The organism is Kitasatospora sp. NPDC028961 (genome assembly GCF_055564815.1).
The window spans coordinates 134,063-156,173 of sequence record NZ_JBVHVO010000001.1 but is presented as its reverse complement, the minus strand read 5'-3'; the positions used below and the strand labels follow the sequence as shown (position 1 = coordinate 156,173).

At 73.7% G+C, this 22,111-nt stretch carries 21 protein-coding genes and 1 pseudogene; 6 read left to right on the top strand and 16 right to left on the bottom strand.

All coding sequences use genetic code 11. The annotated features are described in order from the left end of the window. Positions 1-252: 252 nt before the first annotated feature. From ACZ4UX_RS00695 to ACZ4UX_RS00655, 9 genes and pseudogenes are all read right to left on the bottom strand, one after another. Complete coding sequence (locus tag ACZ4UX_RS00695) at positions 253-858, bottom strand: bacterial proteasome activator family protein (RefSeq protein WP_380388862.1); 606 nt, start codon at positions 856-858, stop codon at positions 253-255. A 212-nt stretch (positions 859-1,070) separates the two neighbouring features. Beyond that, the gene (locus ACZ4UX_RS00690) at positions 1,071-1,967 is read right to left on the bottom strand and encodes a hypothetical protein (protein ID WP_465704649.1); all 897 of its coding nucleotides are present in this window, start codon (positions 1,965-1,967) and stop codon (positions 1,071-1,073) included. Positions 1,968-2,129: 162 nt separating this feature from the next. Beyond that, positions 2,130-3,107 carry an NAD(P)H-quinone oxidoreductase gene (locus ACZ4UX_RS00685; RefSeq protein WP_329488761.1) on the bottom strand — a complete coding sequence of 326 codons (978 nt, stop codon included), beginning with the start codon at positions 3,105-3,107 and terminating at the stop codon, positions 2,130-2,132. A gap of 112 nt (positions 3,108-3,219) precedes the next feature. Then, entirely contained in the window at positions 3,220-3,783 is a 564-nt protein-coding gene (locus ACZ4UX_RS00680; protein WP_465704648.1) for a YbaK/EbsC family protein, read from the bottom strand. A 25-nt stretch (positions 3,784-3,808) separates the two neighbouring features. Beyond that, a complete protein-coding gene (locus tag ACZ4UX_RS00675) occupies positions 3,809-4,861 on the bottom strand; it encodes a potassium channel family protein (RefSeq protein WP_329488763.1) in 1,053 nt (350 codons plus the stop codon). Then, the gene (locus ACZ4UX_RS00670; protein WP_465704646.1) at positions 4,858-6,066 is read right to left on the bottom strand and encodes a molybdopterin molybdotransferase MoeA; all 1,209 of its coding nucleotides are present in this window, start codon (positions 6,064-6,066) and stop codon (positions 4,858-4,860) included. The genes ACZ4UX_RS00675 and ACZ4UX_RS00670 overlap by 4 nt, the downstream gene beginning before the upstream one ends. After that, positions 6,063-7,045 (bottom strand): annotated as a pseudogene (locus ACZ4UX_RS00665) (NTP transferase domain-containing protein). Before ACZ4UX_RS00665 ends, ACZ4UX_RS00670 begins: the two are co-directional and overlap by 4 nt. A gap of 40 nt (positions 7,046-7,085) precedes the next feature. Then, positions 7,086-8,063, bottom strand: coding sequence for an MBL fold metallo-hydrolase (locus ACZ4UX_RS00660; RefSeq protein ID WP_465704644.1), 978 nt, complete (start codon positions 8,061-8,063; stop codon positions 7,086-7,088). A gap of 120 nt (positions 8,064-8,183) precedes the next feature. Next, entirely contained in the window at positions 8,184-8,819 is a 636-nt protein-coding gene (locus ACZ4UX_RS00655; RefSeq protein ID WP_465704642.1) for an FMN-dependent NADH-azoreductase, read from the bottom strand. Positions 8,820-8,926: 107 nt separating this feature from the next. Here ACZ4UX_RS00655 and ACZ4UX_RS00650 point away from each other — a divergent pair, with 107 nt between their 5' ends. Continuing rightward, the gene (locus ACZ4UX_RS00650) at positions 8,927-9,334 is read left to right on the top strand and encodes a winged helix-turn-helix transcriptional regulator (protein WP_329488768.1); all 408 of its coding nucleotides are present in this window, start codon (positions 8,927-8,929) and stop codon (positions 9,332-9,334) included. A gap of 140 nt (positions 9,335-9,474) precedes the next feature. On the opposite strand, the gene ACZ4UX_RS00645 is transcribed toward ACZ4UX_RS00650, so the two are convergent. After that, the gene (locus ACZ4UX_RS00645) at positions 9,475-10,239 is read right to left on the bottom strand and encodes a polyprenol monophosphomannose synthase (RefSeq protein WP_465704640.1); all 765 of its coding nucleotides are present in this window, start codon (positions 10,237-10,239) and stop codon (positions 9,475-9,477) included. Positions 10,240-10,547: 308 nt separating this feature from the next. Here ACZ4UX_RS00645 and manA point away from each other — a divergent pair, with 308 nt between their 5' ends. Next, positions 10,548-11,747, top strand: coding sequence for a mannose-6-phosphate isomerase, class I (gene manA, locus ACZ4UX_RS00640; RefSeq protein WP_465704638.1), 1,200 nt, complete (start codon positions 10,548-10,550; stop codon positions 11,745-11,747). 94 nt (positions 11,748-11,841) lie between these two features. Here the strand turns inward: manA and dnaB are convergent, their stop codons facing one another. Further along, entirely contained in the window at positions 11,842-13,323 is a 1,482-nt protein-coding gene (gene dnaB / locus ACZ4UX_RS00635) for a replicative DNA helicase (RefSeq protein ID WP_465705386.1), read from the bottom strand. A 581-nt stretch (positions 13,324-13,904) separates the two neighbouring features. Here dnaB and ACZ4UX_RS00630 point away from each other — a divergent pair. Next, positions 13,905-15,233, top strand: a complete 1,329-nt coding sequence (locus tag ACZ4UX_RS00630; protein WP_465704636.1) for an MATE family efflux transporter — start codon at positions 13,905-13,907, stop codon at positions 15,231-15,233. A 143-nt stretch (positions 15,234-15,376) separates the two neighbouring features. Here the strand turns inward: ACZ4UX_RS00630 and rplI are convergent, their stop codons facing one another. The 4 genes from rplI to rpsF form a co-directional block, all read right to left on the bottom strand. After that, entirely contained in the window at positions 15,377-15,823 is a 447-nt protein-coding gene (rplI, locus tag ACZ4UX_RS00625; RefSeq protein ID WP_329488772.1) for a 50S ribosomal protein L9, read from the bottom strand. Between the two features lie 17 nt (positions 15,824-15,840). Next, positions 15,841-16,077, bottom strand: coding sequence for a 30S ribosomal protein S18 (rpsR, locus tag ACZ4UX_RS00620; RefSeq protein ID WP_030304537.1), 237 nt, complete (start codon positions 16,075-16,077; stop codon positions 15,841-15,843). A 78-nt stretch (positions 16,078-16,155) separates the two neighbouring features. Further along, positions 16,156-16,767: a single-stranded DNA-binding protein gene (locus tag ACZ4UX_RS00615; RefSeq protein WP_465704634.1), complete on the bottom strand. Its 612-nt coding sequence runs from the start codon at positions 16,765-16,767 to the stop codon at positions 16,156-16,158. A gap of 96 nt (positions 16,768-16,863) precedes the next feature. Further along, a complete protein-coding gene (rpsF, locus tag ACZ4UX_RS00610) occupies positions 16,864-17,154 on the bottom strand; it encodes a 30S ribosomal protein S6 (RefSeq protein WP_329488774.1) in 291 nt (96 codons plus the stop codon). A gap of 302 nt (positions 17,155-17,456) precedes the next feature. Here rpsF and ACZ4UX_RS00605 point away from each other — a divergent pair, with 302 nt between their 5' ends. The 3 genes from ACZ4UX_RS00605 (at position 17,457) to ACZ4UX_RS00595 (ending at position 20,182) form a co-directional block, all read left to right on the top strand. After that, positions 17,457-17,756 (top strand): hypothetical protein, encoded by a 300-nt coding sequence (locus ACZ4UX_RS00605; protein ID WP_352288535.1) that lies wholly within the window; start codon positions 17,457-17,459, stop codon positions 17,754-17,756. 229 nt (positions 17,757-17,985) lie between these two features. Next, positions 17,986-19,104, top strand: coding sequence for a lipid II:glycine glycyltransferase FemX (locus ACZ4UX_RS00600; protein WP_329488776.1), 1,119 nt, complete (start codon positions 17,986-17,988; stop codon positions 19,102-19,104). Positions 19,105-19,147: 43 nt separating this feature from the next. After that, positions 19,148-20,182: an alanine racemase gene (locus ACZ4UX_RS00595; protein ID WP_329488777.1), complete on the top strand. Its 1,035-nt coding sequence runs from the start codon at positions 19,148-19,150 to the stop codon at positions 20,180-20,182. Positions 20,183-20,229: 47 nt separating this feature from the next. Here the strand turns inward: ACZ4UX_RS00595 and ACZ4UX_RS00590 are convergent, their stop codons facing one another. Further along, a complete protein-coding gene (locus ACZ4UX_RS00590; RefSeq protein WP_380391151.1) occupies positions 20,230-21,834 on the bottom strand; it encodes a glycosyltransferase family 87 protein in 1,605 nt (534 codons plus the stop codon). Positions 21,835-22,111: the final 277 nt, after the last annotated feature.

The window sequence follows — 22,111 nt, the reverse complement described above, 5'->3', positions numbered from 1 at the left end:
GGGCCCGGTTTGGTGGCCCACCCGACCCCTGTCGCGGCGCTCGCCCGGCCTGCGACAGGGGCTCAGGGTATCGGCTCACGGCGACAGTGATCGGCGCAGGGCCGACACTGTGTCCGAGCCGCGACCCACGACCGGACGGTAGTGGGTCGGTCGTGCGTTCGGCACCGGATCGTGGCGGTACGTCCGATACCGGGCGGTCGCCGCGGGGTCCGCGGCGCCGACCGGGGCGGCTGCGCCGGGCCGGTGGCGGGCCTACAGGTACGGGCCGGAGCGGATGCCGCGGCCCTCGCCGGGCTCGTCGTCCTCCTGCTCGGCGCCGTGCAGACCCGGCGGCAGCGCCCGCCGCATCTGCTCCAACTGCGCCCGGGCGGCCATCTGCTGGGCGAAGAGCGCGGTCTGGATGCCGTGGAACAGCCCCTCCAGCCAGCCCACCAGCTGCGCCTGCGCGATCCGCAGTTCGGCCTCGGTCGGGATGGTGTCCTCGGTGAACGGCAGCGAGAGCCGCTCCAGCTCCGCGACCAGCTCGGGCGCCAGGCCGAGCTCCAGCTCCTTGATGGAGCTGGCGTGGATGTCCTTCAGCCGGACCCGGCTGGCCTCGTCGAGAGGAGCCGCCCGGACCTCCTCCAGCAGCTGCTTGATCATGCTGCCGATCCGCATGACCTTGGCCGGCTGCTCCACCATCTCGGTCACCGGGAGCTCGCGCGGCCCTTCACCGTCGTCGTGCGTCGAGCCGGCGAACCCCTGGCCCACGGGCAGCCCGTCCGGTCCGACGATCAGCACCTTCTGGCCGTCCTGCGACTGCCCGCCCATGGCCTGGTACAGGTCCTGCGGCGAGCGCTCGTTCATCGGATTCGTCATGAACAACATTCTTCCTCACTGGGGTTGGCCGGGTGGTTGGCCGGGTGGAACCCCCGCCCGCACCGCCGCCCCGCACCACGGTCACCGGTCACCGGCACCGCGGTCACCGCACCCGCTTCCGCTGACGACGCTACGCCCCCGCGCGGCGGCCCGGCATCCGTACGGATACTCAGGTCGCGCGGGGGCGCGGCGCCGGCGCCGGCCGCCGCGACTCAGCCCTTGCGCAGGCGCAGACCGATCAGCCCGAGGCCGCAGCCGATCAGGCCGAGGCCGGCGCCCAGCGGCAGCTGGAGCGTGGAGGCGTCGCGCCAGCGGGCGGGCAGCACGGCCGGGACGGCCCCGGCGGCCTGCTGGGTCGCTCCGGCCGCCACCGTGGCGCCGTCCGGCACGGCGTCCTCGGCCGGTGCGGCGCCGTCCGGCGTGCCGGGGTCCGCGTCCGGGACGGCCTGCGTGGCCTCGACGGACTGCTCCGGCCCCCGCTGCGACCGGTCGGGCACCCGCTCGGCACGCTCGGGGGCCGAGGCCGGGCGGTGCCGGTGACCGGCCCGGGGGCCGGCGGGCGCCGGGCCGGGCCGCGGGTGCCAGTCCTGGTGCGACGGCGGCGCGGCGGCTGCCGAGAGGGCGGCCGGCGGCGGCTGGGTGGCGGCCGGGGCCGGCGGCGTGCTCGGGGGCGCGGCCGCCGACGGCTCCGCCGAGGGTGCGGCGGAGGGCGGGGGCGAGGCCTCGGGGGACGCCGGACCGGCGTCGGCGGAGGGCGAACCGGACCACCCGGGGCCACCGGGCTGCGGTCCGTCCGCCGCCGGAGCGCCGGGCTCGGAGGCAGTGGACGGCTCGGCGGGCACGGTGGGCGGGTCCGATGCGGCGGGCCCGGCGACCGCCTCCCACGGGCCGGACGGCCGCTGCGGACCGGCGGCCGCCGCCGGGGGCACGACGGTCAGCGGCAGGGCGAGGCCGAGTACCGCCATCGTCAGCAGCCGCCGCACCCGGTGGTCGCCCCGATCACGGGGGGTACCGGTACCGGCCCGGCCCCGGGTGCGGGTACGGCCGTGGGGCGGCGCGGCGGGCAGCGGCCCGAGGAGCGCGTTCGAGGGGGTCGAAGGTGCGGCCACGGTCGAGGTCCTTCCGACGGCCGACCGCGCACGGGCGGGGTCGGCGGCGGGACAGCTCCGGACCAGCGTCACACAATCCGACATTCCGGGCATTTCGAACGGCTGTGCACCAACCGCCCCGCCGGGCCACCGGCTCCCCGGGCCCGCCGGCCCCGCCCCGCCTCAGGCCCGCAGCACCACCTTGCCGACCTGATCGCCGGCCTCCAGCGCCCGGTGCCCGTCGGCCGCCGCGGTCAGCGGCAGCACCCGGTCGATCACCGGCCGCACCAGGCCCTGCTCGACCAGCGGCCAGACGTGCTCGCGCACCGCCGCCACGATCGCGGCCTTCTCCGCCAGCGGCCGCCCGCGCAGATTGGTCGCGATCACCGCGCCGCGCTTGCGCAGCAGCGTGTTCAGGTTGATCTCGCCCTGCACGCCGCCCTGCAGCCCGATGATCACCAGTCGGCCGTTGACCGCCAGCGCGTCGACGTTGCGCTGCAGGTACGCGGCGCCCATCAGGTCCAGGATCACGTCCGCCCCGGCGCCGCCGGTGGCCTCCCTGAGCACCTCGACGAAGTCCTGCTCGCGGTAGTTGATCGTGATGTCGGCGCCGAGCTCGGCGCACCGGGCCAGCTTCTCCGCGCTGCCCGCCGTCACCGCCACCCGGGCACCGACCGCCTTGGCCAGCTGGATCGCCATCGTGCCGATGCCGCTCGCCCCGCCGTGCAGCAGCACCGTCTCCCCCGGGCGCAGGTGCGCGACCAGGAAGACGTTGGACCACACCGTCGAGGCGACCTCCGGCAGCGCGGCGGCCTGCTCCAGGTCGAGCCCCTTGGGCACCGGCAGCAGCTGCCCCGCCGGCACCGCGACCCGCTGCGCGTAGCCGCCGCCCGCCAGCAGCGCGCAGACCTCGTCGCCGACCGCCCAGCCGGCCACGCCGGCCCCCAGGGCGACGATCCGGCCCGAGCACTCCAGACCGGGGTAGGGCGGGCTGCCGGGGGGCGGGTTGTAGAAGCCCTGGCGCTGGAGCAGGTCGGCCCGGTTCACGGCGGTCGCCGCCACCTCGACCAGGACCTCGCCGTCACCGGGCACCGGGTCCGGCACCTCGGCCCAGACCAGCGCGTCGGGACCGCCGGGTTCGGGAATCGTCATCGCATGCATGACCCGAAGCTACTGCGTCCTGACGGGGCGGCGGGGGCGCCCCGCGCAGTCCGCGGGAGCGCCGGCCGAACCCGGTCCGCGCTCCCGGCCGGCCCGCCGGGAGCGCCCCTGTTCAGCCGGCCAGCCCGGCCAGCACCTCGGCGCCCGGCAGGGCCGCCAACGCCCGGCCCGGCAGGATCAGCTTGCCCCGCCGCCGCCCGCTGCCCACCAGGACGTACGGCGCCCGGGCCACCGCCTCGTCGATCAGCAGCGGCCAGTCGGCGGGCAGCCCGACCGGCGTGATGCCGCCGTACTCCATCCCGGTCAGCTCGACCGCCGCGTCCATCGGCGCGAACGAGGCCTTGCGCGCCTCCAGGCGCTTGCGGACGGCCCGGTTGACGTCCACCCGGGTGTGGGCGAGCGCCAGGCAGGCGGCCCGCGTGGTCTCCCCGCCGCGCTTGGCGGCCACCACCACGCAGTTCGCCGAGGCCTCCAGCGGCACCCCGTAGGTTTCGCAGAACACCGCGGTGTCCGCCTTCTCCGGGTCGGTGTCCACGTAGAGCACGGACCGCGCGGCCTCCTGGTCCGCCCAGGCCGCGAGGGCGTCGGCCACCGGCCCGGCCAGCAGGTCGCGGACGTCGAGGGCCGGCGCGACCGTCTCGAACGTGCCGAAGGGGAGCTGCGGTTGATTGTTCATGACACGAACTGTAGTCACCGGAGGATCACTTGATGACGATCACCCGGTCGGTGAGCTGGAGCACCTGGGCCTCCGGCTCGGTGTAGTTGAGCACCCGGCGGCCGCGGACCACCGCCACCACGAGGTCCTCGCACTCGCGCGGGCCGTGCCCGGCCTCGGCCCGGGTCACCGGGCGCTCGATCACGTCCAGGCCGTTGCCGTAGGTGAGCAGGTCCTCCATCACCGCGCCGGCGTGCGGGCTGAGCATCGACATGCCGAGCAGCCGGCCCGCCGAACTGGAGCTGGTCACCACCACGTCGGCGCCGCTCTGCCGCAGCAGCGGGGCGTTCTCGTCCTCCCGCACGGCCGCGACCACGGTGGCCGCCTTGGTCAGCTGACGCGCGGTCAGCGTGATCAGGACGGCGGTGTCGTCCCGCTCCGGCGCCACCACCACCCGCGCGGCCGCGGGCAGTCCGGCGCGCAGCAGGGTGTCGGTCCGGGTGGCGTCGCCGACCACTCCCACCAGGCCGTGCTGGGCGGCCTGGTCGATCACCTTGCGCTGCGGGTCGACCACCACGATCTCCTCCTTGCGCACCCCCTGGCCGAGCAGGGTGTCGACGGCGCTGCGCCCCTTGGTGCCGTAGCCGATCACGACGGTGTGCTCGCGCACGGTGGACCTCCAGCGGTTCAACCGCCACTGCTGACGGGTGCGTTCGGTGAGCACTTCGAGCGTGGTGCCGACCAGGATGATCAGGAAGACCACGCGCAGCGGTGTGATCACGAAGATGTTGGTCAGCCGGGCGCTGTCGCTGAACGGGGTGATGTCGCCGTACCCGGTGGTGGAGAGCGTGACGGTGGCGTAGTACGCCGCGTCGAGGAAGCTCACCCCGCCGCCGGCGTTGTCGTTGTAGCCGGCCCGGTCCAGCCAGACGATCACGGTGGTGGCCACCAGCACGCCGAGGGCCACCAGCAGCCGTGAACCGACCTGCTGGAAGGCGGGCGCGGTCCGCCGGGCGGGCAGCACGATGCCGGCGTCCGCCCACGGCTCGGTGCCGGGGGTCACCGGGCGCAGCGGCGACTCACGGCGGCGGGCACTCACGGGACCTCCAGGAGTTCGACGGTGGCGCCCTGCGCCGCGCCGCCGGGCGGCACCACGGCGAGCGCCTCGGCCCGGGCCAGGCCGCGCAGCATCGCCGGGCCGTCGAAGGCCAGCGGGACGACGCCGTGCGCGGTGCGGCGCACCGGCAGCAGCCGGGTGTCCGCGGGATGGCCGGCGAGGTCCACGGCGGCGAGCGCGAGCGCCGGCTCGCCGGCGGACCGGCCGCCCCGGGCGTGCAGCAGCGGCAGGGCGAGGGTGACGGCGCCGGCCACCGCGGCCAGCGGGTTGCCCGGCAGACCCACCAGGTGGCGGCCGCCCGGGAGTTCGGCGAGCAGCATCGGGTGGCCGGGGCGGACGGCGACGCCGTCCACCAGCAGCCGGGCGCCGGCCTCGGTCAGGGCCCGGTGCAGGAAGTCGACCGGACCGGCGGCCGTGCCGCCGGTGGTGACCACCACGTCGGCGGTGGAGTGCCGGACGGCGTCCCGGAGCAGGCCGAAGTCGTCCCGGACGGCCCGCGGCTCACCCACCTCGGCACCGGCCGCCCGGAGCCAGGGCGGCAGCAGCGGGCCGAGCGCGTCCCGGACCAGGCCGGGCCGCGGGACCCCGGCGCAGAGCAGTTCGTCACCGAGGACGAGGAGTTCGACGACCGGACGGCGGCGGACCGCCAGCCCGTCGTGGCCGCAGGCCGCCGCGAGGCCCAGCACGGCCGGGCCGACCGGGGTGCCGGCGGCCAGCAGCGCCTCGCCCCGGCGGCACTCCTGACCGCGCGGGCGGACGTCCTGGCCGGTGGTCAGCGAGCCCGGGCCCCGGTCGTGCAGCAGGGCGCCGATCCGCTCGCCGTGCTCGCGCCGGAGCACCGCGGTGGCACCGCGCGGCAGCTGGGCGCCGGTGGCGATCTCGGCGGCCGCGCCGTCCTCCAGCGGCGGCACCCCCGACTGCCCGGCCAGTATCCGCCCGGCGACCCGCCAGGGGCCCGGCCCGGCGACGGCCCAGCCGTCCATCGCCGAGGTGTCGAAGGCCGGCAGGTCGGTGAGGGCGGTGAGCGGCTCGGCCAGGGTCCGGCCGAGCGCCTCGGCCAGGTCCAGGCGCTGCGGCGGGAGCGGGTGCAGACCGGCCCGGCGGGCGGCCGCCCGGGCCTGCGGCCAGGTCAGCGGGCCGACGGCGGAGCGTCCACCGGGCACCGCGGCCTCCTCGACCGTGCTCACGGGTGCTCCGGCCCGGCCGCCGCCGTCCAGCGCTCGGCGAGTTCAGCGGTGCGCCGGGACGCCTCGGTGACGGCCTCCGGGCCGCCGCCGCGCTGCGCGGCCGCGTAGCCGACCAGGAAGGCGGTCAGCGGCGCGGCGGGCCGGGCCACCCCGTGCGCGACCACCCGGGCGAGGTCGAGCAGTCCGGGGACGTCGACGTCCAGGTCGATCCCCAGCTCGGCCCGGACCTCGGCCATCCAGTCATCCAGCGTGCGCTCCATGGGCCCCATGCTGCCTGATCGGCGGTTTCCCCGGGATGTTTCCCCGATGAGCGCCGCGCGTCGTCTCCCGCACGGCGGGCCGCCGGCCCCCGTGAACCGGCCGGCCGGGGCCCCACGAGAGGGGGCGGCGGGCGTCAGCGGGAGCGGTCCCGTTCCCGGGCCAGCTCCAGCTCCTCCCAGGTGTCGCAGTCGTGGCTCACGTCGTCGGTGTCGGCCAGCCGCAGGGTGCGCAGGCCGCCGGTCAGCCGGCGCAGCGGCAGCCCGGCCGGCTCCCCGGCGGCGGCCAGCGCGGCGCGCAGGGCGGCGGTGCGGTAGGCGGCGGCGAGCGGCTGGTCGCGGCCGGCGGCGTCGACCAGGACGACCGCCCCGGTCTCCGGCCCCGCCCCGGCGAGGGCCCCGGCCAGCCGGCCGACGGTCCGCGCGTCCAGGAACGGCAGGTCGGCGGCGAGCAGCAGCACCACCTCGGCCGTCACCTCGGCCAGACCGGCCGCGACGGCCGCCACCGGTCCGCCGCCGGGCGGCCGCTCGCGGGTCCAGCGGATCCCGGTCCGGGCGGTGGGCCGGGCCGGGCCGACCACCACGGTGGTGCGGGCACCGGCGGCGGCGGCGAGCACCCGGTCGAGCAGGGCCGTCCCGCCGACGGTCAGCCCGGGCTTGTCCGCTCCCCCGAGCCGGCGGGCGGCGCCACCGGCGGGCACGATCACGTCGTACGGCGTCATGCCGCCAGTATCCGCGCCGCGGCGCCCGGTCCGCCCCGGCTCAGTCCTCGGGGTCCTCGTCGACCAGTTCGGCGTCGACGATCCCGTCCTCGTCCGGCAGGGGGCGGGGGCGGGGACGGGCGAGGTTGGCGGCGACGCTCAGCTCCAGGATGGCCGGCAGGGTCAGCTCCCCGTACCGCTCGCCCACCGCGGCGACCAGCGCCTCCGCGTCGTCCGGGTGGGCGGCCAGCAGCCGGTCGAAGTCCTGGAGGTACTCACCGGTGAAGGCGAGCACCCGGCCCGCGTCGTCGTCCTGCTCGGGCGCCCGGTGCCCGGCGATCACGCGTTCGGCACCGAGTTCGGCGATCCGGCCGAGGTTGCGCACCCACGCGGTGCGCTGTTCCGGGGTGGTGTCGGCCGTCCAGACGTGGGTGCCGTTGTAGACGAAGTCACCGGCGAGCACGGTGCGGATACTGGGCACGTGGACCACCGTGGACCCCTCGCAGTCGCCCTGGCCGAACAGCAGCACCGGAATCACCTGGCGGTCGACCATCAGCGGCTGGGGCAGCAGCGGCGCGGGCACCAGCGGGTGGTCGGGGATGTCGTCGCCGTACACCGGCTTCCACTGGGCGACCTTCGCGGCCGCGGTGCGCAGGATGCCGTCCACCACCGGCGGCGCGGCCAGCAGCTGCGCCTCCGGGAAGAGCTTCAGCACCTCCTCGGCACCGAAGTAGTGGTCGGGGTGCTGGTGGGTGATCACGATGGCCAGCAGCCGTCGGTTCTTGCCGGCCACCCACTCGGCCAGCTCGCGGCCGGCGCTGCGGGTGAGCTGGGCGTCGACCAGGATCGCGGTCCGCTCGCCGAGGATCAGGGTCGAGGTGGCGAAGAAGGCCGACTCGGGACCGGTGAACACGGCGATCTCCAGCGGCCGGACACCGGCCGTCCCGGCCGCGTCCGCCCCGTCCGCCCCGGCCCGGTCGCCGTCCGCGACGCCCGCGCGTTCCGCGGCGGCGCTCCCCTCGGGCGAGGACGACGTCACTGGCTGCTCCCTCCGGTCGGCGCTCGGACTCCCTGCGCCCTACAGCATGGGAGCACGGCCCGCCGATTGCGCGGAAGGCGCGCCCGGCGGGGCACGCCTTCCGCGCGGGGTACGGCGCCGTCAGGCGGCCGAGGCCTTCGCCAGGCGCGCCGCGTCCTCCAGCGCCCGGGCCTTGGAGTCGGCGGCGTGCTGCACGAAGTCCGCCATCGCCGGCACCGTCGCCGCCAGGGTGAACTCGGGGACGATGAACTCGACCTCCAGCCCGAGCATCCCGGTCAGCACCTTCTCCAGGTAGGTGGTGACGAACTCGTAGGGCTCGCGCGGGGCGCCGGGCGCGTAGGAGCCGCCGCGGGCCGCGACCACCGTCACCGGGGTCCCGGCCGCCGAGGGGGTGTCCCCCGCCGTGCGGCCCATCAGGATCACCTGGTCCAGCCAGGCCTTGAGGCTGGACGGGATCGTGAAGTTGTACATCGGGGTGCCGATCACGATCGCGTCGGCCCGCTCCAGCTCCGCCATCAGCTCCTCGCGCAGCGCGAAGGCCGCCGCCTGCTCGGCGCTGCGTCCCTCCGCCGGGGTGAAGGCCGCGGAGATGCCGTGGGCGTCCAGGTGCGGCACCGGCAGGGCGGCGAGGTCGCGGTGGATCACCGTGCCGTCGGGGTGCTGGGCCTGCCAGGCGGCCCGGTAGGCGGCCGAGACCTCGCGGGAGACCGAGCTGTCGGTGAACGCGGACGAGTCGATGTGCAGCAGAGTGGGCATGGCGAACCTCCATCAAAGTAAGCAGCTGCTCTTTCCGCCGCAGCTATCAGTACCGTAGCAGCTTACTTTTCTGCAGTCACTAGTGGACAGACCGGTACGCTGTACCCATGGCCCAGCAAGAGGTGACCGAGCAGGTCCACGCCACCCCCGGGGAACACGGGGCGGCGGTGGTCGCCTGCACCGGCACGGAGATCGCGCTGACCCGGGTGTTCACCCTGCTCGGCAAGCGCTGGACCGGCCTGATCGTGGCCACGCTCACCAACAACGGGCCCGGCTACTTCTCCGAACTGCGCCGGGCCGTCCCCGGCATCAGCGAACGCATGCTCTCCGACCGCCTCACCGAACTGGCCGAGGCCGGACTCGTACTGCGCCAGGTCGACGAGGGCCCGCCGCTGCGCGTCAGCTACCGGCTCACCGAGGCGGGCGCCGCGCTGCGCCCGGCCCTGACCGAGCTGGCCGTCTGGGCCGACCGCTACCTGCCGGACAGCGCCCTCAAGCAGCCCGGCTCCTGCTGACCCGCCCGCGCCGCACCCCGCCCGCCCCGCCAGGCGGGCCCCCCCCGGACAGCACGAAGCGCCCGGGCCCGCCTGTTCTCACAGGCGGGCCCGGGCGCGGTCGGTCTCTTCGGCCGCCGGTCAGCCCTTCGCGCGGGCGGTCAGCCCTTCGCGCGGCCGGTCAGCTTGGCGACCCGGTCGGCGACACCCCAGGAGGTGACGCGCCAGAGCGCCTCCAGCACGATGTGGCGGCTCATCTTGGAGGCACCCAGCTCGCGCTCCACGAAGGTGATCGGCACCTCGGCCACCTTGAAGCCGGCCTTCACCGTGCGCCAGGCCAGGTCGACCTGGAAGCAGTAGCCGGCCGAGGCGACCTCGTCCATGCCCAGGCCGAGCAGGGTCTCCTTGCGGAAGGCCCGGTAGCCGCCGGTGACGTCCCGGATCGGCACGTTCAGCATCAGCCGCGAGTACGTCGAGCCGCCGCGCGAGAGCAGCAGGCGCGACTTCGGCCAGTTCACCACCCGGCCGCCCGGCACCCAGCGCGAGCCGAGCACCAGGTCGGCGCCGCGCAGCGCGCCCAGCAGCCGGTCGAGCTCCTCGGGCTGGTGCGAGCCGTCCGCGTCCATCTCGACCAGGACGTCGTAGCCGTTGTCGATGCCCCAGCGGAAGCCCGCCAGGTAGGCGGCGCCCAGCCCCTCCTTGCCCCGGCGGTGCATGACCTGCACGTTCGGGTCCTCGGCGGCCAGCTTGTCGGCCAGCTCGCCGGTCCCGTCAGGGCTGTTGTCATCGGCGACCAGGACATGGGCCTCGGGCACGGCCGCACGGACCCGTCCGACGATCCGCTCGACGTTCTCCGCCTCGTTGAACGTCGGGATGATCACCAGCACCCTGCCGAGATCAGCAAAACTCTGCTGGTTCACGGTCACGTACAAACCTCTCGGCCGGTGGCGGGAAGTGCCAGTCACCGTTGCCCGCACTCTGAGACGCAGTCCCCGTCGGCATCCCGCCGACCTGGAAACCACTGTGGAAATTACTGCGTCCTGGCATCCTACTACCGCGTCCTCGAACAGCCGGTACGGCTCTGGCACTCCCGGCCGACCCCGGCCGTTTCCCTTCCGACGGCACCGGTCGGCTAGGGTCGATGCCCAGCCTTTGCCCGGACCACCCGCCCGCCGGGCCGTCTCCCGGCGATCCGGCACACCAGCCACAGCAGCAGAGGAGCAGGACCGCGCGCATGGACAGGCTCGTCAACACTGTCCGCCCGTACGCCTGGGGGTCGCACACCGCGCTCCCCGAGCTGCTCGGGCAGGAACCGACCGGGGAACCGCAGGCCGAGCTGTGGATGGGGGCCCACCCCGGAGCGCCCTCCCGCGCCGACCGGGGCGACGGGCTCCGCCCGCTGGACGAGCTCATCGCCGCCGACCCCGAGGGCGAGCTGGGCGCCGCCACCGTGGCCCGGTTCGGCCCCGCCCTGCCGTTCCTGTTCAAGGTCCTGGCCGCCGGCATCCCGCTCTCCATCCAGGCGCACCCCACCCTGGACCAGGCCCGCGCCGGGTACGCCGCCGAGAACGCCCTGGGCGTGCCGCTCGACGCCCCGCACCGCAGCTACCGAGACGCCAACCACAAGCCCGAACTCATCTGCGCGCTCGACGAGTTCGACGGTCTCTGCGGCTTCCGGACACCGGCCGCGGCGGCCGCCCTGATGGCCGGGCTGCGGGTGCCGGCACTCGACCCGCTGATCACGCTGCTCGGCGCCGAGGACGAGGCCGAGGCCCTGCGCACCACACTGGCCGCCATCCTCACCATGGACGAGGCCACGGCCGCCGCGACCGTCCGGGAGACCGCCGACGCGGTGGACAAGGCCGCCGCCGGCGACCCCGACGGCCCCTACGCGCTCTACGGCCGGATCACCCGCGAGTTCCCCGGCGACCGCGGCCTGATCGGCGGCCTGCTGCTCAACGCCGTCCGGCTCCGGCCCGGCCAGGCTCTCTACCTCGGCGCGGGCGTGCCGCACGCCTATCTGCACGGCGTCTGCGTCGAGCTGCAGGCCAACTCCGACAACGTCCTGCGGGCCGGGCTGACGCCCAAGCACATCGATGTGCCGGAGCTCCTGAAGGTGGTGGACTTCACCCCCGGAGCACCGGAGCTGCTGCTGCCGACCGCCGTCGACACCACCCCCGGGGAGGAGCTCTTCCCCGTCCCGATCGACGAGTTCCGGCTCTCCCGCTTCGTGCTGACCGGCCGGGAGCGCGAACTCGACGGCCGCGCCCCGCAGATCCTGCTCTGCACCGCCGGCCGGGCCCGGCTCACCGCCGCCGACGGCACCGTGCTGGACCTCGCCCGCGGCGGGTCGGTCTTCCTCCCCGCGACCGGCACCGCCACCCGCCTCGACGGCGACGACGCCACCGTCTTCCGCGCCACCGTGACGCTCTGACGCCCCGCCACCCCGGCGCGCCGTCGCGAGCCGGCGACGCGAAGGGCCCGTACCCCACCGGGTACGGGCCCTTCGCACGGCCGGAGCGACGCGGTCAGTCCCGCGTCATGTCGACGAAGCGCGAGTAGTGGCCCTGGAAGGCCACCGTGATGGTGGCGGTCGGACCGTTACGGTGCTTGGCGACGATCAGGTCGGCCTCGCCGGCGCGCGGGGACTCCTTCTCGTAGGCGTCCTCGCGGTGGAGCAGGATGACCATGTCGGCGTCCTGCTCGATCGAGCCGGACTCACGCAGGTCGGAGACCATCGGCCGCTTGTCGGTGCGCTGTTCGGGACCACGGTTCAGCTGGGAGAGCGCGATCACCGGCACCTCCAGCTCCTTGGCCAGCAGCTTGAGGTTTCGCGACATGTCCGAGACCTCCTGCTGGCGGTTCTCGGCCCGGCGGGAGCCGCCGGACTGCATCAGCTGGAGGTAGTCGATGACGACCAGCTTGATGTCGTTGCGCTGCTTGAGCCGGCGGCACTTGGCGCGGATCTCCATCATCGACAGGTTCGGCGAGTCGTCGATGAACAGCGGCGCCTCGCTGACGTCCGGCATCCGCCGGGCGACCCGCGTCCAGTCGTCGTCCGTCATGTTCCCCGAGCGCATGTGGTGCAGCGCCACCCGGGCCTCCGCCGAGAGCAGACGCATGGCGATCTCGTTGCGCCCCATTTCGAGCGAGAAGATCACGCTCGGCAACTTGTGCTGGATCGAGCAGGCCCGCGCAAAATCCAAGGCCAGGGTCGATTTCCCCATGGCCGGACGGGCCGCGATGACGATCATCTGGCCGGGGTGGAGGCCGTTGGTGAGCTGGTCGAAGTCGGCGAAGCCGGTCGGGACGCCGGACATCTGGCCGTTGCGGGAGCCGATCGCCTCGATCTCGTCGAGGGCGCCCTCCATGATGTCGGAGAGCGGCGCGTAGTCCTCGTTGGTCCGCTGCTCGGTGACGGCGTAGATCTCCGCCTGGGCCGCGTTGACGATCTCGTCGACGTCGCCCTCGGCGGCGTAGCCCATGCCCGCGATCCGGGTGCCGGCCTCGACCAGCCGGCGCAGCACCGCCCGCTCGTGGACGATCTCGGCGTAGTACTCGGCGTTGGCGGCGGTCGGGACGGAGTTGACCAGGGTGTGCAGGTAGCCGGGGCCGCCGACCCGGACGAGCTCGCCGCGCTTGGTCAGCTCGCCGGCCACGGTGATCGGGTCGGCCGGCTCGCCGCGGGCGTAGAGGTCGAGGATGGCGCCGTGGATCAGCTCGTGCGCGGGCCGGTAGTAGTCGGCCGGCTTCAGCACCTCGACCACGTCGGCGATGGCGTCCTTGGACAGCAGCATGCCGCCGAGGACGGACTGCTCGGCGGCGAGGTCCTGCGGGGGCACCCGCTCGAAGCCGTCGGCCGCGGAGCGCTCGTCCTCGTCGTCCTGGCGCCGCTTGCCGCCGTCGCGCTGGAAGCCGCCCGAGCCCTTGCCGCCCTTCTGGAACCCGCCGGAACCGGAGCCGGAGCCCGAACCCTGGCCGCCCTGGCCGCGCCCGCGCGCGACCGGCAGCCGGTCGCCGGGACCGTCCGGGAAGGGGGCGTCGGCGAAGGCACCGACCGGGAACGGGTCGTCCGCGGTCTGCCAGTCCTCCTCCGGCGGCGGGGCGTCGTGGTCGTCGTACTGGGGGCCGGTCACGCGTGTTCCCCGATCAGCGAGTGGTGCGAGTTGGAGCGGGCCTTGCCGGTGGCTGGGTGGAGCGGAGCCGCGCCCCTCTTTCTACCTCCACCGCACCGACAAATCGGACGCCGGGGCGGGTGGGAGTGTCGGGCGGAGAGCCCACGCTAAGGCGCCGGAAGCCCTTCAGCCAAGGCGGTTATCCACAGGGGGTGTGGACGAGCGGCCGGAGGCTGTGGAGAAGTACCGCAAACCTGTGGACGCCCCTGTGGAAAGCCCTGTGGATAACCGGACCATCGATCCACTGTCAACCCGATGACCTGGTATTACCTCGTTCGAGGGCTGTGCATGAGAAATTCTTCACACGCAGCCGAGTGGCCGTGGACACACAGCACCGCGGACTCGTCGCTCAGGATTTCGAGTAACACTCCAAACCGGCTGACGGTCATTACCTGTGGATGAGTAGCCTTGACCCCATGACCGCCCCCACCACCGACCGCCGCCGGCACGACCGGGAGATCCTCGCCCTGGCCGTCCCGGCCTTCGGCGCCCTGGTCGCCGAGCCGCTGTTCCTGCTGGCCGACTCGGCCATCGTGGGCCACCTCGGCACCCCCCAGCTGGCCGGTGTGGGTGTCGCCTCGGCCGCGCTCACCACCGCCACCGGGGTCTTCGTCTTCCTCGCCTACGCCACCACCGCCGCGGTCGCCCGCCGGATCGGCGCCGGCGACCGCCGGGCCGCCGTCCAGCAGGGCATCGACGGCATCTGGCTCGCCCTCGCGCTGTCGCTCGGCGTGGTCGCCCTGGCCCTGCTGCTGGCGCCCTGGGCGGCCGACCTGCTGGGCGCCTCGGCCACCGCCGCGCCCTACGCCGTGACGTATCTGCGGATCAGCGCGCTCGGCATCCCCGCGATGCTGATGGTGATGGCCGCCACGGGCGTGCTGCGCGGCCTCCAGGACACCCGCACCCCGCTGCTGGTGGCGGTCGCGGGCTTCGCCGCCAACATCGGCCTGAACGTCGGCCTGGTGTACGGCGCCGGGCTGGGGGTGGCCGGCTCCGCCTGGGGCACCGTGCTGGCCCAGACCGGGATGGCCGCCGCCTACCTGGTCGTGGTGGTCCGCGGGGCTCGCCGGGAGCGCGCCTCGCTGCGGCCGGACGCGGCGGGAATCCGGGCCTGCGCCCGGGCCGGCGGACCGCTGATGGTCCGCACGCTGAGCCTGCGCGCCATCCTGATGATCGCCACCGCGGTCGCCGCCGGGCTCGGCGACGACGCGATAGCCGCGCACCAGGTCGCCATGACGGTCTTCCTCTTCATCGCCTTCGCCCTGGACGCCATCGCCATCGCCGGGCAGGCGATCATCGGCCGCCACCTGGGCGCCGCGGACGTCGCCGGGGCGCGGGCGGCCACCCGGCGGATGATCGAGTGGGGCATCGGCTCCGGACTGCTGCTCGGCCTGCTGGTGGTGGTGGCCCGGCCGCTGTACGTCCCGCTGTTCACGCCCGACCCGGCGGTGCAGGCCCAGCTGAACACCGTGCTGCTGCTGCTCGCCCTCTGCCAGCCGGTCTCCGGCCTGGTCTACGTCCTGGACGGGGTGCTGATGGGCGCCGGCGACGGCCCGTACCTGGCCTGGGCGATGCTGGCCACGCTGGCGGTCTTCGCCCCGGTGGCCCTCGCGGTGCCGGCCCTCGGCGCCGGACTGGCCGGGCTCTGGTGGGCGATGAACCTGTTCATGCTGGTCCGCGCGGCGTTCCTGGCCCGGCGCGCCCTGAGCGGCAAGTGGCTGGTCACCGGCGCGGTGCGGGCCTGAGCCCGGGCGCCGGTGCGGCGGCTGCGCCCGGCCCCGGTGCGAGCCTGAACCCGGGCCCCGGTGCGGCGCCGGGCCCCGGGAACGACCGAGGGCCGGCCACCCCCCGGAAGGGGTGACCGGCCCTCGGGCCACAGCTACGGAGCTCAGGCAGCGACGACGGCGACGTCGAGGTTGGCCTGGACGTCGGAGTGCAGCTTGACCGAGACCTTGTGGGTGCCCACGGTCTTGATCGGCGAGGCGATCGCGACGGCGCGCTTGTCCACGGCCGGGCCGCCGGCGGCCTTGATGGCCTCCACGACGTCGGCCTGGGTCACCGAACCGAACAGACGGCCGGCCTCGCCCGAGCGAACGGCCAGCTTGACCTGGACGCCTTCGAGCTTGCCCTTGACCTCGTTGGCGGCCTCGAGGGTCTGGATCTCGTGGATCTTGCGGGCGCGACGGATGGCGTCGACATCCTTCTGGCCGCCCTTGGTCCAGCGGATGGCGAAGCCACGCGGGACCAGGTAGTTGCGGGCGTAGCCGTCCTTGACCTCGACGACCTCGCCGGCGGAGCCGAGACCCGGCACCTCGTGCGTGAGGATGATCTTCATTACTTGGTCACCCTCTCTTAGCGCGCGGTGCTGGTGTAGGGCAGCAGCGCCATCTCACGGCTGTTCTTCACGGCCGTGGCGACGTCACGCTGGTGCTGGGTGCAGTTGCCGGTCACCCGGCGGGCACGGATCTTGCCGCGGTCGGAGATGAACTTCCGCAGCAGGTTCGTGTCCTTGTAGTCAACGTAGTTGACCTTGTCCTTGCAGAAGACGCAAACCTTCTTCTTCGGCTTGCGAGCAGGCGGCTTCGCCATTGTGTGCTCCATTTGGGGTTCACGGCCCGGCAGGCGTCTCACGACGCCGGCGCCGGGCCGCACGAAATCTGTCAGCTCTTAGAACGGGGGCTCTTCCGAGAAGCCGCCACCGGACGGAGCGCCCCAGCTGCCGCCACTCTGGTTGCTGTTGCCACCAGAGGGAGCGCTGGACGCCCACGGGTCGTCGGACGGGCCGGACTGGCCACCGGAGTTTCCACCCCAGTTGCCGCCCTGCTGGCCGCCACCGCCGCCCCAGTTACCGCCGCCCTGGCCGCCGCCGCCCTGCTGGCCGCCGCCGAAGCCGCTGCCGCCGGGAGCGCCGGACCGGTTGGCCCGGGTGACCTTCGCGGTCGCCGAACGCAGGCTCGGGCCCACCTCGTCGACCTCGACCTCGAAGACCGTCCGCTTCTCGCCTTCCTTGGTCTCGTAAGACCGCTGGCGCAGTCGGCCCTGCACGATGACGCGCATGCCGCGCTGCAGCGACTCGGCGACGTTCTCCGCCGGCTGCCGCCAGACGTTGCACGTGAGGAAGAGGCTCTCGCCGTCCTTCCACTCGTTCGTCTGACGGTCGAAGGTGCGGGGAGTGGACGCGATGCGGAACTTCGCGACCGCCGCACCCGACGGGGTGAAGCGCAGCTCGGGGTCGTCGACGAGATTGCCGACGAGGGTGATGACGGTCTCGCCTGCCATGGTGGTGATGACCTCTCCGGAAGAGTTCCGTTCACCGCTGTTTCACGTGAAACAGCGGACGCGAGCTACCCGAGGCCCGAAGGCCTCAGAGGTGGCTCAGTGGGTGTCCGGGCGCAGGACCTTGGTCCGCAGAACCGACTCGCTCAGGCCAAGCTGGCGGTCGAGCTCCTTGACGACCTCAGGCGTGGCCTTGAGGTCGATGACCGAGTAGATGCCCTCGGACTGCTTGTTGATCTCGTAAGCCAGACGGCGACGACCCCAGGTGTCGACCTTCTCCACCTTGCCGCCGCCGTTGCGGACGACAGTGAGGAAGTTCTCGATCAGGGGGGAGACAGCGCGCTCCTCGACCGAGGGGTCGAGGATGACCATCAGCTCGTAGTGACGCATGTGTAACCCACCTCCTTTGGACTCAGCGGCCACGGTCTCTCCGTGGCAGGAGGGTTGTGCAGCGTCGGCACCGGAGTCAGTGACGACACCGGCCCACCGTAGTGGTCCGGTCCGACACTCGACCCCCGTCCACCCGGAAGAGGGCGCAAGGGGGCACAACTACACCAGTGCAGACGGCACAGCCTACCCGCACCCGGACGGCCGAACAAAATGCATAGGGGTTGTGATCCGCGCCCCAACCACCGCAATCTGGACGGAACGGGTTTCCTGCTCGTTCGTCTCTCCGCCAGGAGGTGGGACACATGGCCCAGACCTTCCACCGGTTCCCCGCCCTCACCCTGAACACCGACGGCAACCGGCACCCCCGCGAGAACACCCTGGTCGGCATCACCCTGCTGTTGGGCGTGCTGGCCTTCACGACGTCGTTCTTCCACAACCTCCATCTGCTGAGCTCGTGGACCGGACTCCTCGGCATCGTCACCGGCCTCTGGGGGCAGTTCGTCTCCGTCACCACGGCCGAGCGCTTCGTCCTGGTCATCAGCCTCACCGCCTCGGCCTTCGGCTTCTACCTGGGCGTGGCCCACGGCGGCCTCTGGGGCTAGCCCCGCGAACCGCCCCGAGCGTCCCGACCCACCCAGACCCGCCCAGACCACCCCGACCCCTCCGGCGCCGCCGGAACTCTCGGCGCCCCCGTCACGTACCTCATCAGTGAGACAGGTAGGTGACGGGGGCGCCGCCACGCCCGCAGCCGTGGGCGCCGGTGCCCCGGACGATAGGGTCAGCCCGAGAACCTGGGGCCGCCCGCAGCCCGACCGACGAGGAGCACCGAGCATGAGCCTGCGCCTGAGGACGATCACCCGCGAGGAGCACCTCGCCTTCATCAGGAGCCGCGCCTCTGCCAGCCACATGCAGGTGCCGTCCTGGGGCGACGTGAAGGCGGAGTGGCGTTCGGAGTCGATCGGCTGGATCGACGAGTCCAACCAGATCGTCGGCGCCGGGCTGGTGCTCTACCGCCAGCTGCCGAAGGTCAAGCGCTACCTGGCGTACCTGCCCGAGGGTCCGGTGATCGACTGGTTCGACCGCGACATCGAGCGCTGGCTCTCCCCGATGCTGGCGCACCTCAAGTCGCAGGGCGCCTTCTCGGTGAAGATGGGCCCGCCGGTGGTGATCCGCCGGTGGAACGCGCCGACCATCAAGGAGGCCATCGCCGCCAAGCAGGCCAAGCGCCTGCGCGACATCGAGGCCGACTGGTACGAGCCGCGCGCCTTCGAGGTGGCCGACCGGCTCCGCAAGGCCGGCTGGCTGCAGGGCGAGGACGGCGGCGCCGGCTTCGGCGACGTCCAGCCGCGCTACGTCTTCCAGGTGCCGCTGGCCAACCGCTCGCTGGACGACATCCAGAAGGGCTTCAACCAGCTCTGGCGCCGCAACATCAAGAAGGCCGAGAAGAGCGGCGTCGAGGTGGTCCAGGGCGGCTACGACGAGCTGCCGATCTTCCACCAGCTGTACCTGGTGACCGCCGAGCGCGACCGCTTCACCCCGCGCCCGCTGGCCTACTTCCAGCGCATGTGGAAGGCCCTCACCTCCGAGGACCCGAACCGCATGCGGCTCTACATCGCCTACCACGAGGGCGAGCCGCTGGCCGCGACCACGATGCTCGTGGTCGGCGAGCACGTCTGGTACTCCTACGGTGCCTCGGCCAACCACAAGCGCGAGGTCAAGCCGTCCAACGCGATCCAGTGGCGGATGATGCGCGACTCGTACGCGCTCGGCGGCGGGGTGTACGACCTGCGCGGCATCAGCGACACGCTGGACGAGAACGACCACCTGTTCGGCCTGATCCAGTTCAAGGTCGGCACCGGCGGCCAGGCCGCCGAGTACCTCGGCGAGTGGGACTTCCCGCTCAACAAGCTGCTGCACAAGGCGCTCGACCTCTACATGTCGCGCCGCTGAGCCGCTTGCCCGCCGTGCCCAACACCCCCTGGGAGATGACCCGATGACGCTGTCGCTCTACCTCGACACCGAACGCTGGCGCACCCACCAGCGCTCCGTCCTGGCCGAGTTCCCCGGCCTGGTGCCGGTGGCGAAGGGCAACGGCTACGGCCTGGGCAACCACCGGCTCGCCGAGGAGGCGACCCTGCTCGGCACCGGCGTGATGGCCGTCGGCACCGCCTACGAGGCGGCCGACGCGGCCGACTGGTACGGCGGCGAGCTGCTGGTGCTCACCCCGTACCGGGTCGGCGAGGAGGTGCTGCCGCTGCCGCACGCCCGGGTGATCCGGACGGTGGCGAGCCTGGACGGGCTGCGCGCGCTACACGGCGCCCGGGTGGTGGTGGAGTGCATGACCACCATGCGTCGGCACGGGGTGAGCGCGGCCGACCTGCCGGCGGTCGCCGCCGAGCTGGACGGCGTCTCCTTCGAGGGCCTGGCGCTGCACCTGCCGATGGACCGGCCGGACGGCTCCGACCCGGTGGACGAGGTCGCGCACTGGGTGGACACCGCCCGGGCGGCCGGCATCCCCGTGCACACCGTGTTCGTCAGCCACCTCGGCGCGGCCGGCATGGAGAAGCTGGCCCAGCGCTACCCCGGCACCGTCTTCCGCGCCCGGATCGGCACCCGGCTCTGGCTCGGCGACCACGGCGCGCTGGAGGTCCGGGCCACGGTGCTGGACGTCACCCCGGTCGCGAAGGGCGACCGCTACGGCTACCGCCAGCACCCGGCGCCCACCGACGGCCACCTGCTGGTGGTCGCCGGCGGCACCGCGCACGGCATCGGCCTGGAGGCGCCCAAGTACGTCCAGGGCATGTCCTCGCGGGCCAAGGGCATCGCCCGGGCCGGTCTGGCGACGGTCAACAAGACCAAGTCGCCGTTCAACTGGGCCGGCAAGCAGCTCTGGTTCGCCGAGCCGCCGCACATGCAGGTCTCGCTGCTCCTGCTGGACAACGAGACCAAGCCGCCGGTGGTCGGCGACGAACTCGTCCTTCAGGTCCGGCACACCACCACGCACTTCGACCGCGTGGTGGACCGCTAGAGCACGCGGCGGGGAGCCCGTCCGGGCGGGCGGGCTCCCCGCCCGCCCTACGGCTTGGCGCTGCCGGCGGTCTCCGGCGCGTGCGGCTCGTCGTCGAGCCACAGCTCGGGGCCGGCCGGCGCGTAGCCGGCGTAGCTCGCCGCCTCCCGCAGCTGTCGGGCGGTGCCGACCACGAAGACGTCCGGGGCGTGGTCGAGCACCCCGCCGGACGGGTCGTCGGTGCCGTCCCAGCGCACCGGGTCGCGGTCGGGCAGCAGGATGTCGCGGATCACCATGCCGCACAGGTACAGCGTTCCGAGCAGGTGCAGCACGATGGCGAAGTGGTACCAGGACTCGCCGATCCCGTGCTGCTTGGGCCCGGTGACGAAGCCCAGGTGGGACCAGATGCCCAGGGTGTAGAGCACCTCGCAGGCCTGCCAGATCAGGAAGTCCCGCCAGCGCGGCCGGGCCAGCACCGCCAGCGGCAGCAGCCAGAGCGCGTACTGCGGCGAGTAGACCTTGTTGACCAGGATGAACGCGGCCACCACCAGGAAGGCCAGCTGGGCGAAGCGCGGGCGGCGGGGCGCCGAGAGGGCCAGCCAGGCGATCCCCAGGCAGGCGAGCACCATCAGGATGCCGATGAAGAGGTCGAGGTTGGCCAGCCCGACGCCGCGGCTCTGCATCAGGATCAGCCAGAACGAGCCGTAGTCCTCGGTGCGGTGCTCGCTGAAGACGTAGAAGGTCGACCAGCCCCGCCAGTTGGCGAGCATGATCGGCAGGTTGACCAGCAGCCAGGCACCGACCGCGCCGCCGAGCATCGCCCGGAACTCGCGCCAGCGCCCGGCCCGCCAGCAGAGCAGCAGCAGCGGACCGATCAGCAGCAGCGGGTAGAGCTTGGCGGCGGTGGCCAGGCCGATGAAGACACCGGCCCAGACCGGCCGCGAACCGGACCACCAGGCCATCGCGACGGCGGCCAGCGCGACCGCCAGCAGGTCCCAGTTGACGGTGGCGTTCAGCAGCAGGCAGGGCGCCAGCGCGAACATCAGCGCGTCCCACGGGCGGCGCCGGTGGGTGCGGGAGAGCGCGACCACGGCGACCACCGCGCAGGCCATCAGCAGGCCCGCGTTGATCGCCCAGAACCACTGCTCCTGCTGCTGGCTCGAGCCGCCGCCGGGCGTCAGCCAGGCCGCGATCTGCATGAAGAACCCGGTCAGCACCGGGTACTCCAGGTACTGCAGATCACCCGAGGTGCCCGGGATCCGGTCCACGTAGGGGTGCAGGCCGGCCGCGAAACCGCGCCCGGAGAACAGGTGCGGGATGTCGCTGTAACAGGCGTGGATGTACTGCGGCGACCCCGGCTGGAACCAGGCGGCGTCGTAGCAGGGCAGCTTCTGCGCCATGCCCAGCACCGAGACCACGATCACCACGAGCGCCAGGAAGCGCGCCGGGATCCACCAGGAGACGCCCAGCAGCGCGCGGCGGCCGGGCGGGCCGCCGAACACCTCGCTGCCGGCCGCGGCCACCGGGTCCTCGTCCGCCGGGACGACCACGGTGTTGGCGGGCGGGGCGACCGTGGCGGGCGGCGCGACCTTCGCGGGCGCCGCCGGAGCCGGCCCGGAATCCTCGATGGGCCCGATGTGGCCGACGGGTTCGTCACGATCGCTCGACGTCATGCCGGACATCCTGCCGCACCTCCCCCGGCTGGACGAGGAGGCCCCCTGAGCGGCCCGGGGCCGATCCGGCGATTCATGGCCAAATGACGAGAATGCCGGTGCCGGCGGGGCGGGGCAGGGCAGCGCGGGGCAGGGCAGCGGGACCCCCGGCCGGGAACGACGGAACGGCGGTGGGGGGGGGGGGGGGGGGGGGGGGGGGGGGGGGGGGGGGGGGGTGGGGGTTGTGGGGGGGGGGGGGGGGGGGGGGGGGGGGGGGGGTTGGGTGGTTGGGTTGGGG

What these genes read in the sequence shown, in the direction of transcription:
- ACZ4UX_RS00695 (WP_380388862.1), bottom strand. Translation starts at nt 858, where the DNA reads ATGACGAATCCGATGAACGAGCGCTCGCCGCAGGACCTGTACCAGGCC.
- ACZ4UX_RS00685 (WP_329488761.1), bottom strand. Translation starts at nt 3,107, where the DNA reads ATGCATGCGATGACGATTCCCGAACCCGGCGGTCCCGACGCGCTGGTC.
- ACZ4UX_RS00680 (WP_465704648.1), bottom strand. Translation starts at nt 3,783, where the DNA reads ATGAACAATCAACCGCAGCTCCCCTTCGGCACGTTCGAGACGGTCGCG.
- ACZ4UX_RS00655 (WP_465704642.1), bottom strand. Translation starts at nt 8,819, where the DNA reads ATGCCCACTCTGCTGCACATCGACTCGTCCGCGTTCACCGACAGCTCG.
- ACZ4UX_RS00650 (WP_329488768.1), top strand. Translation starts at nt 8,927, where the DNA reads ATGGCCCAGCAAGAGGTGACCGAGCAGGTCCACGCCACCCCCGGGGAA.
- manA (WP_465704638.1), top strand. Translation starts at nt 10,548, where the DNA reads ATGGACAGGCTCGTCAACACTGTCCGCCCGTACGCCTGGGGGTCGCAC.
- ACZ4UX_RS00630 (WP_465704636.1), top strand. Translation starts at nt 13,905, where the DNA reads ATGACCGCCCCCACCACCGACCGCCGCCGGCACGACCGGGAGATCCTC.
- rplI (WP_329488772.1), bottom strand. Translation starts at nt 15,823, where the DNA reads ATGAAGATCATCCTCACGCACGAGGTGCCGGGTCTCGGCTCCGCCGGC.
- rpsR (WP_030304537.1), bottom strand. Translation starts at nt 16,077, where the DNA reads ATGGCGAAGCCGCCTGCTCGCAAGCCGAAGAAGAAGGTTTGCGTCTTC.
- ACZ4UX_RS00615 (WP_465704634.1), bottom strand. Translation starts at nt 16,767, where the DNA reads ATGGCAGGCGAGACCGTCATCACCCTCGTCGGCAATCTCGTCGACGAC.
- rpsF (WP_329488774.1), bottom strand. Translation starts at nt 17,154, where the DNA reads ATGCGTCACTACGAGCTGATGGTCATCCTCGACCCCTCGGTCGAGGAG.
- ACZ4UX_RS00605 (WP_352288535.1), top strand. Translation starts at nt 17,457, where the DNA reads ATGGCCCAGACCTTCCACCGGTTCCCCGCCCTCACCCTGAACACCGAC.
- ACZ4UX_RS00600 (WP_329488776.1), top strand. Translation starts at nt 17,986, where the DNA reads ATGAGCCTGCGCCTGAGGACGATCACCCGCGAGGAGCACCTCGCCTTC.
- ACZ4UX_RS00595 (WP_329488777.1), top strand. Translation starts at nt 19,148, where the DNA reads ATGACGCTGTCGCTCTACCTCGACACCGAACGCTGGCGCACCCACCAG.
- ACZ4UX_RS00590 (WP_380391151.1), bottom strand. Translation starts at nt 21,834, where the DNA reads ATGACGTCGAGCGATCGTGACGAACCCGTCGGCCACATCGGGCCCATC.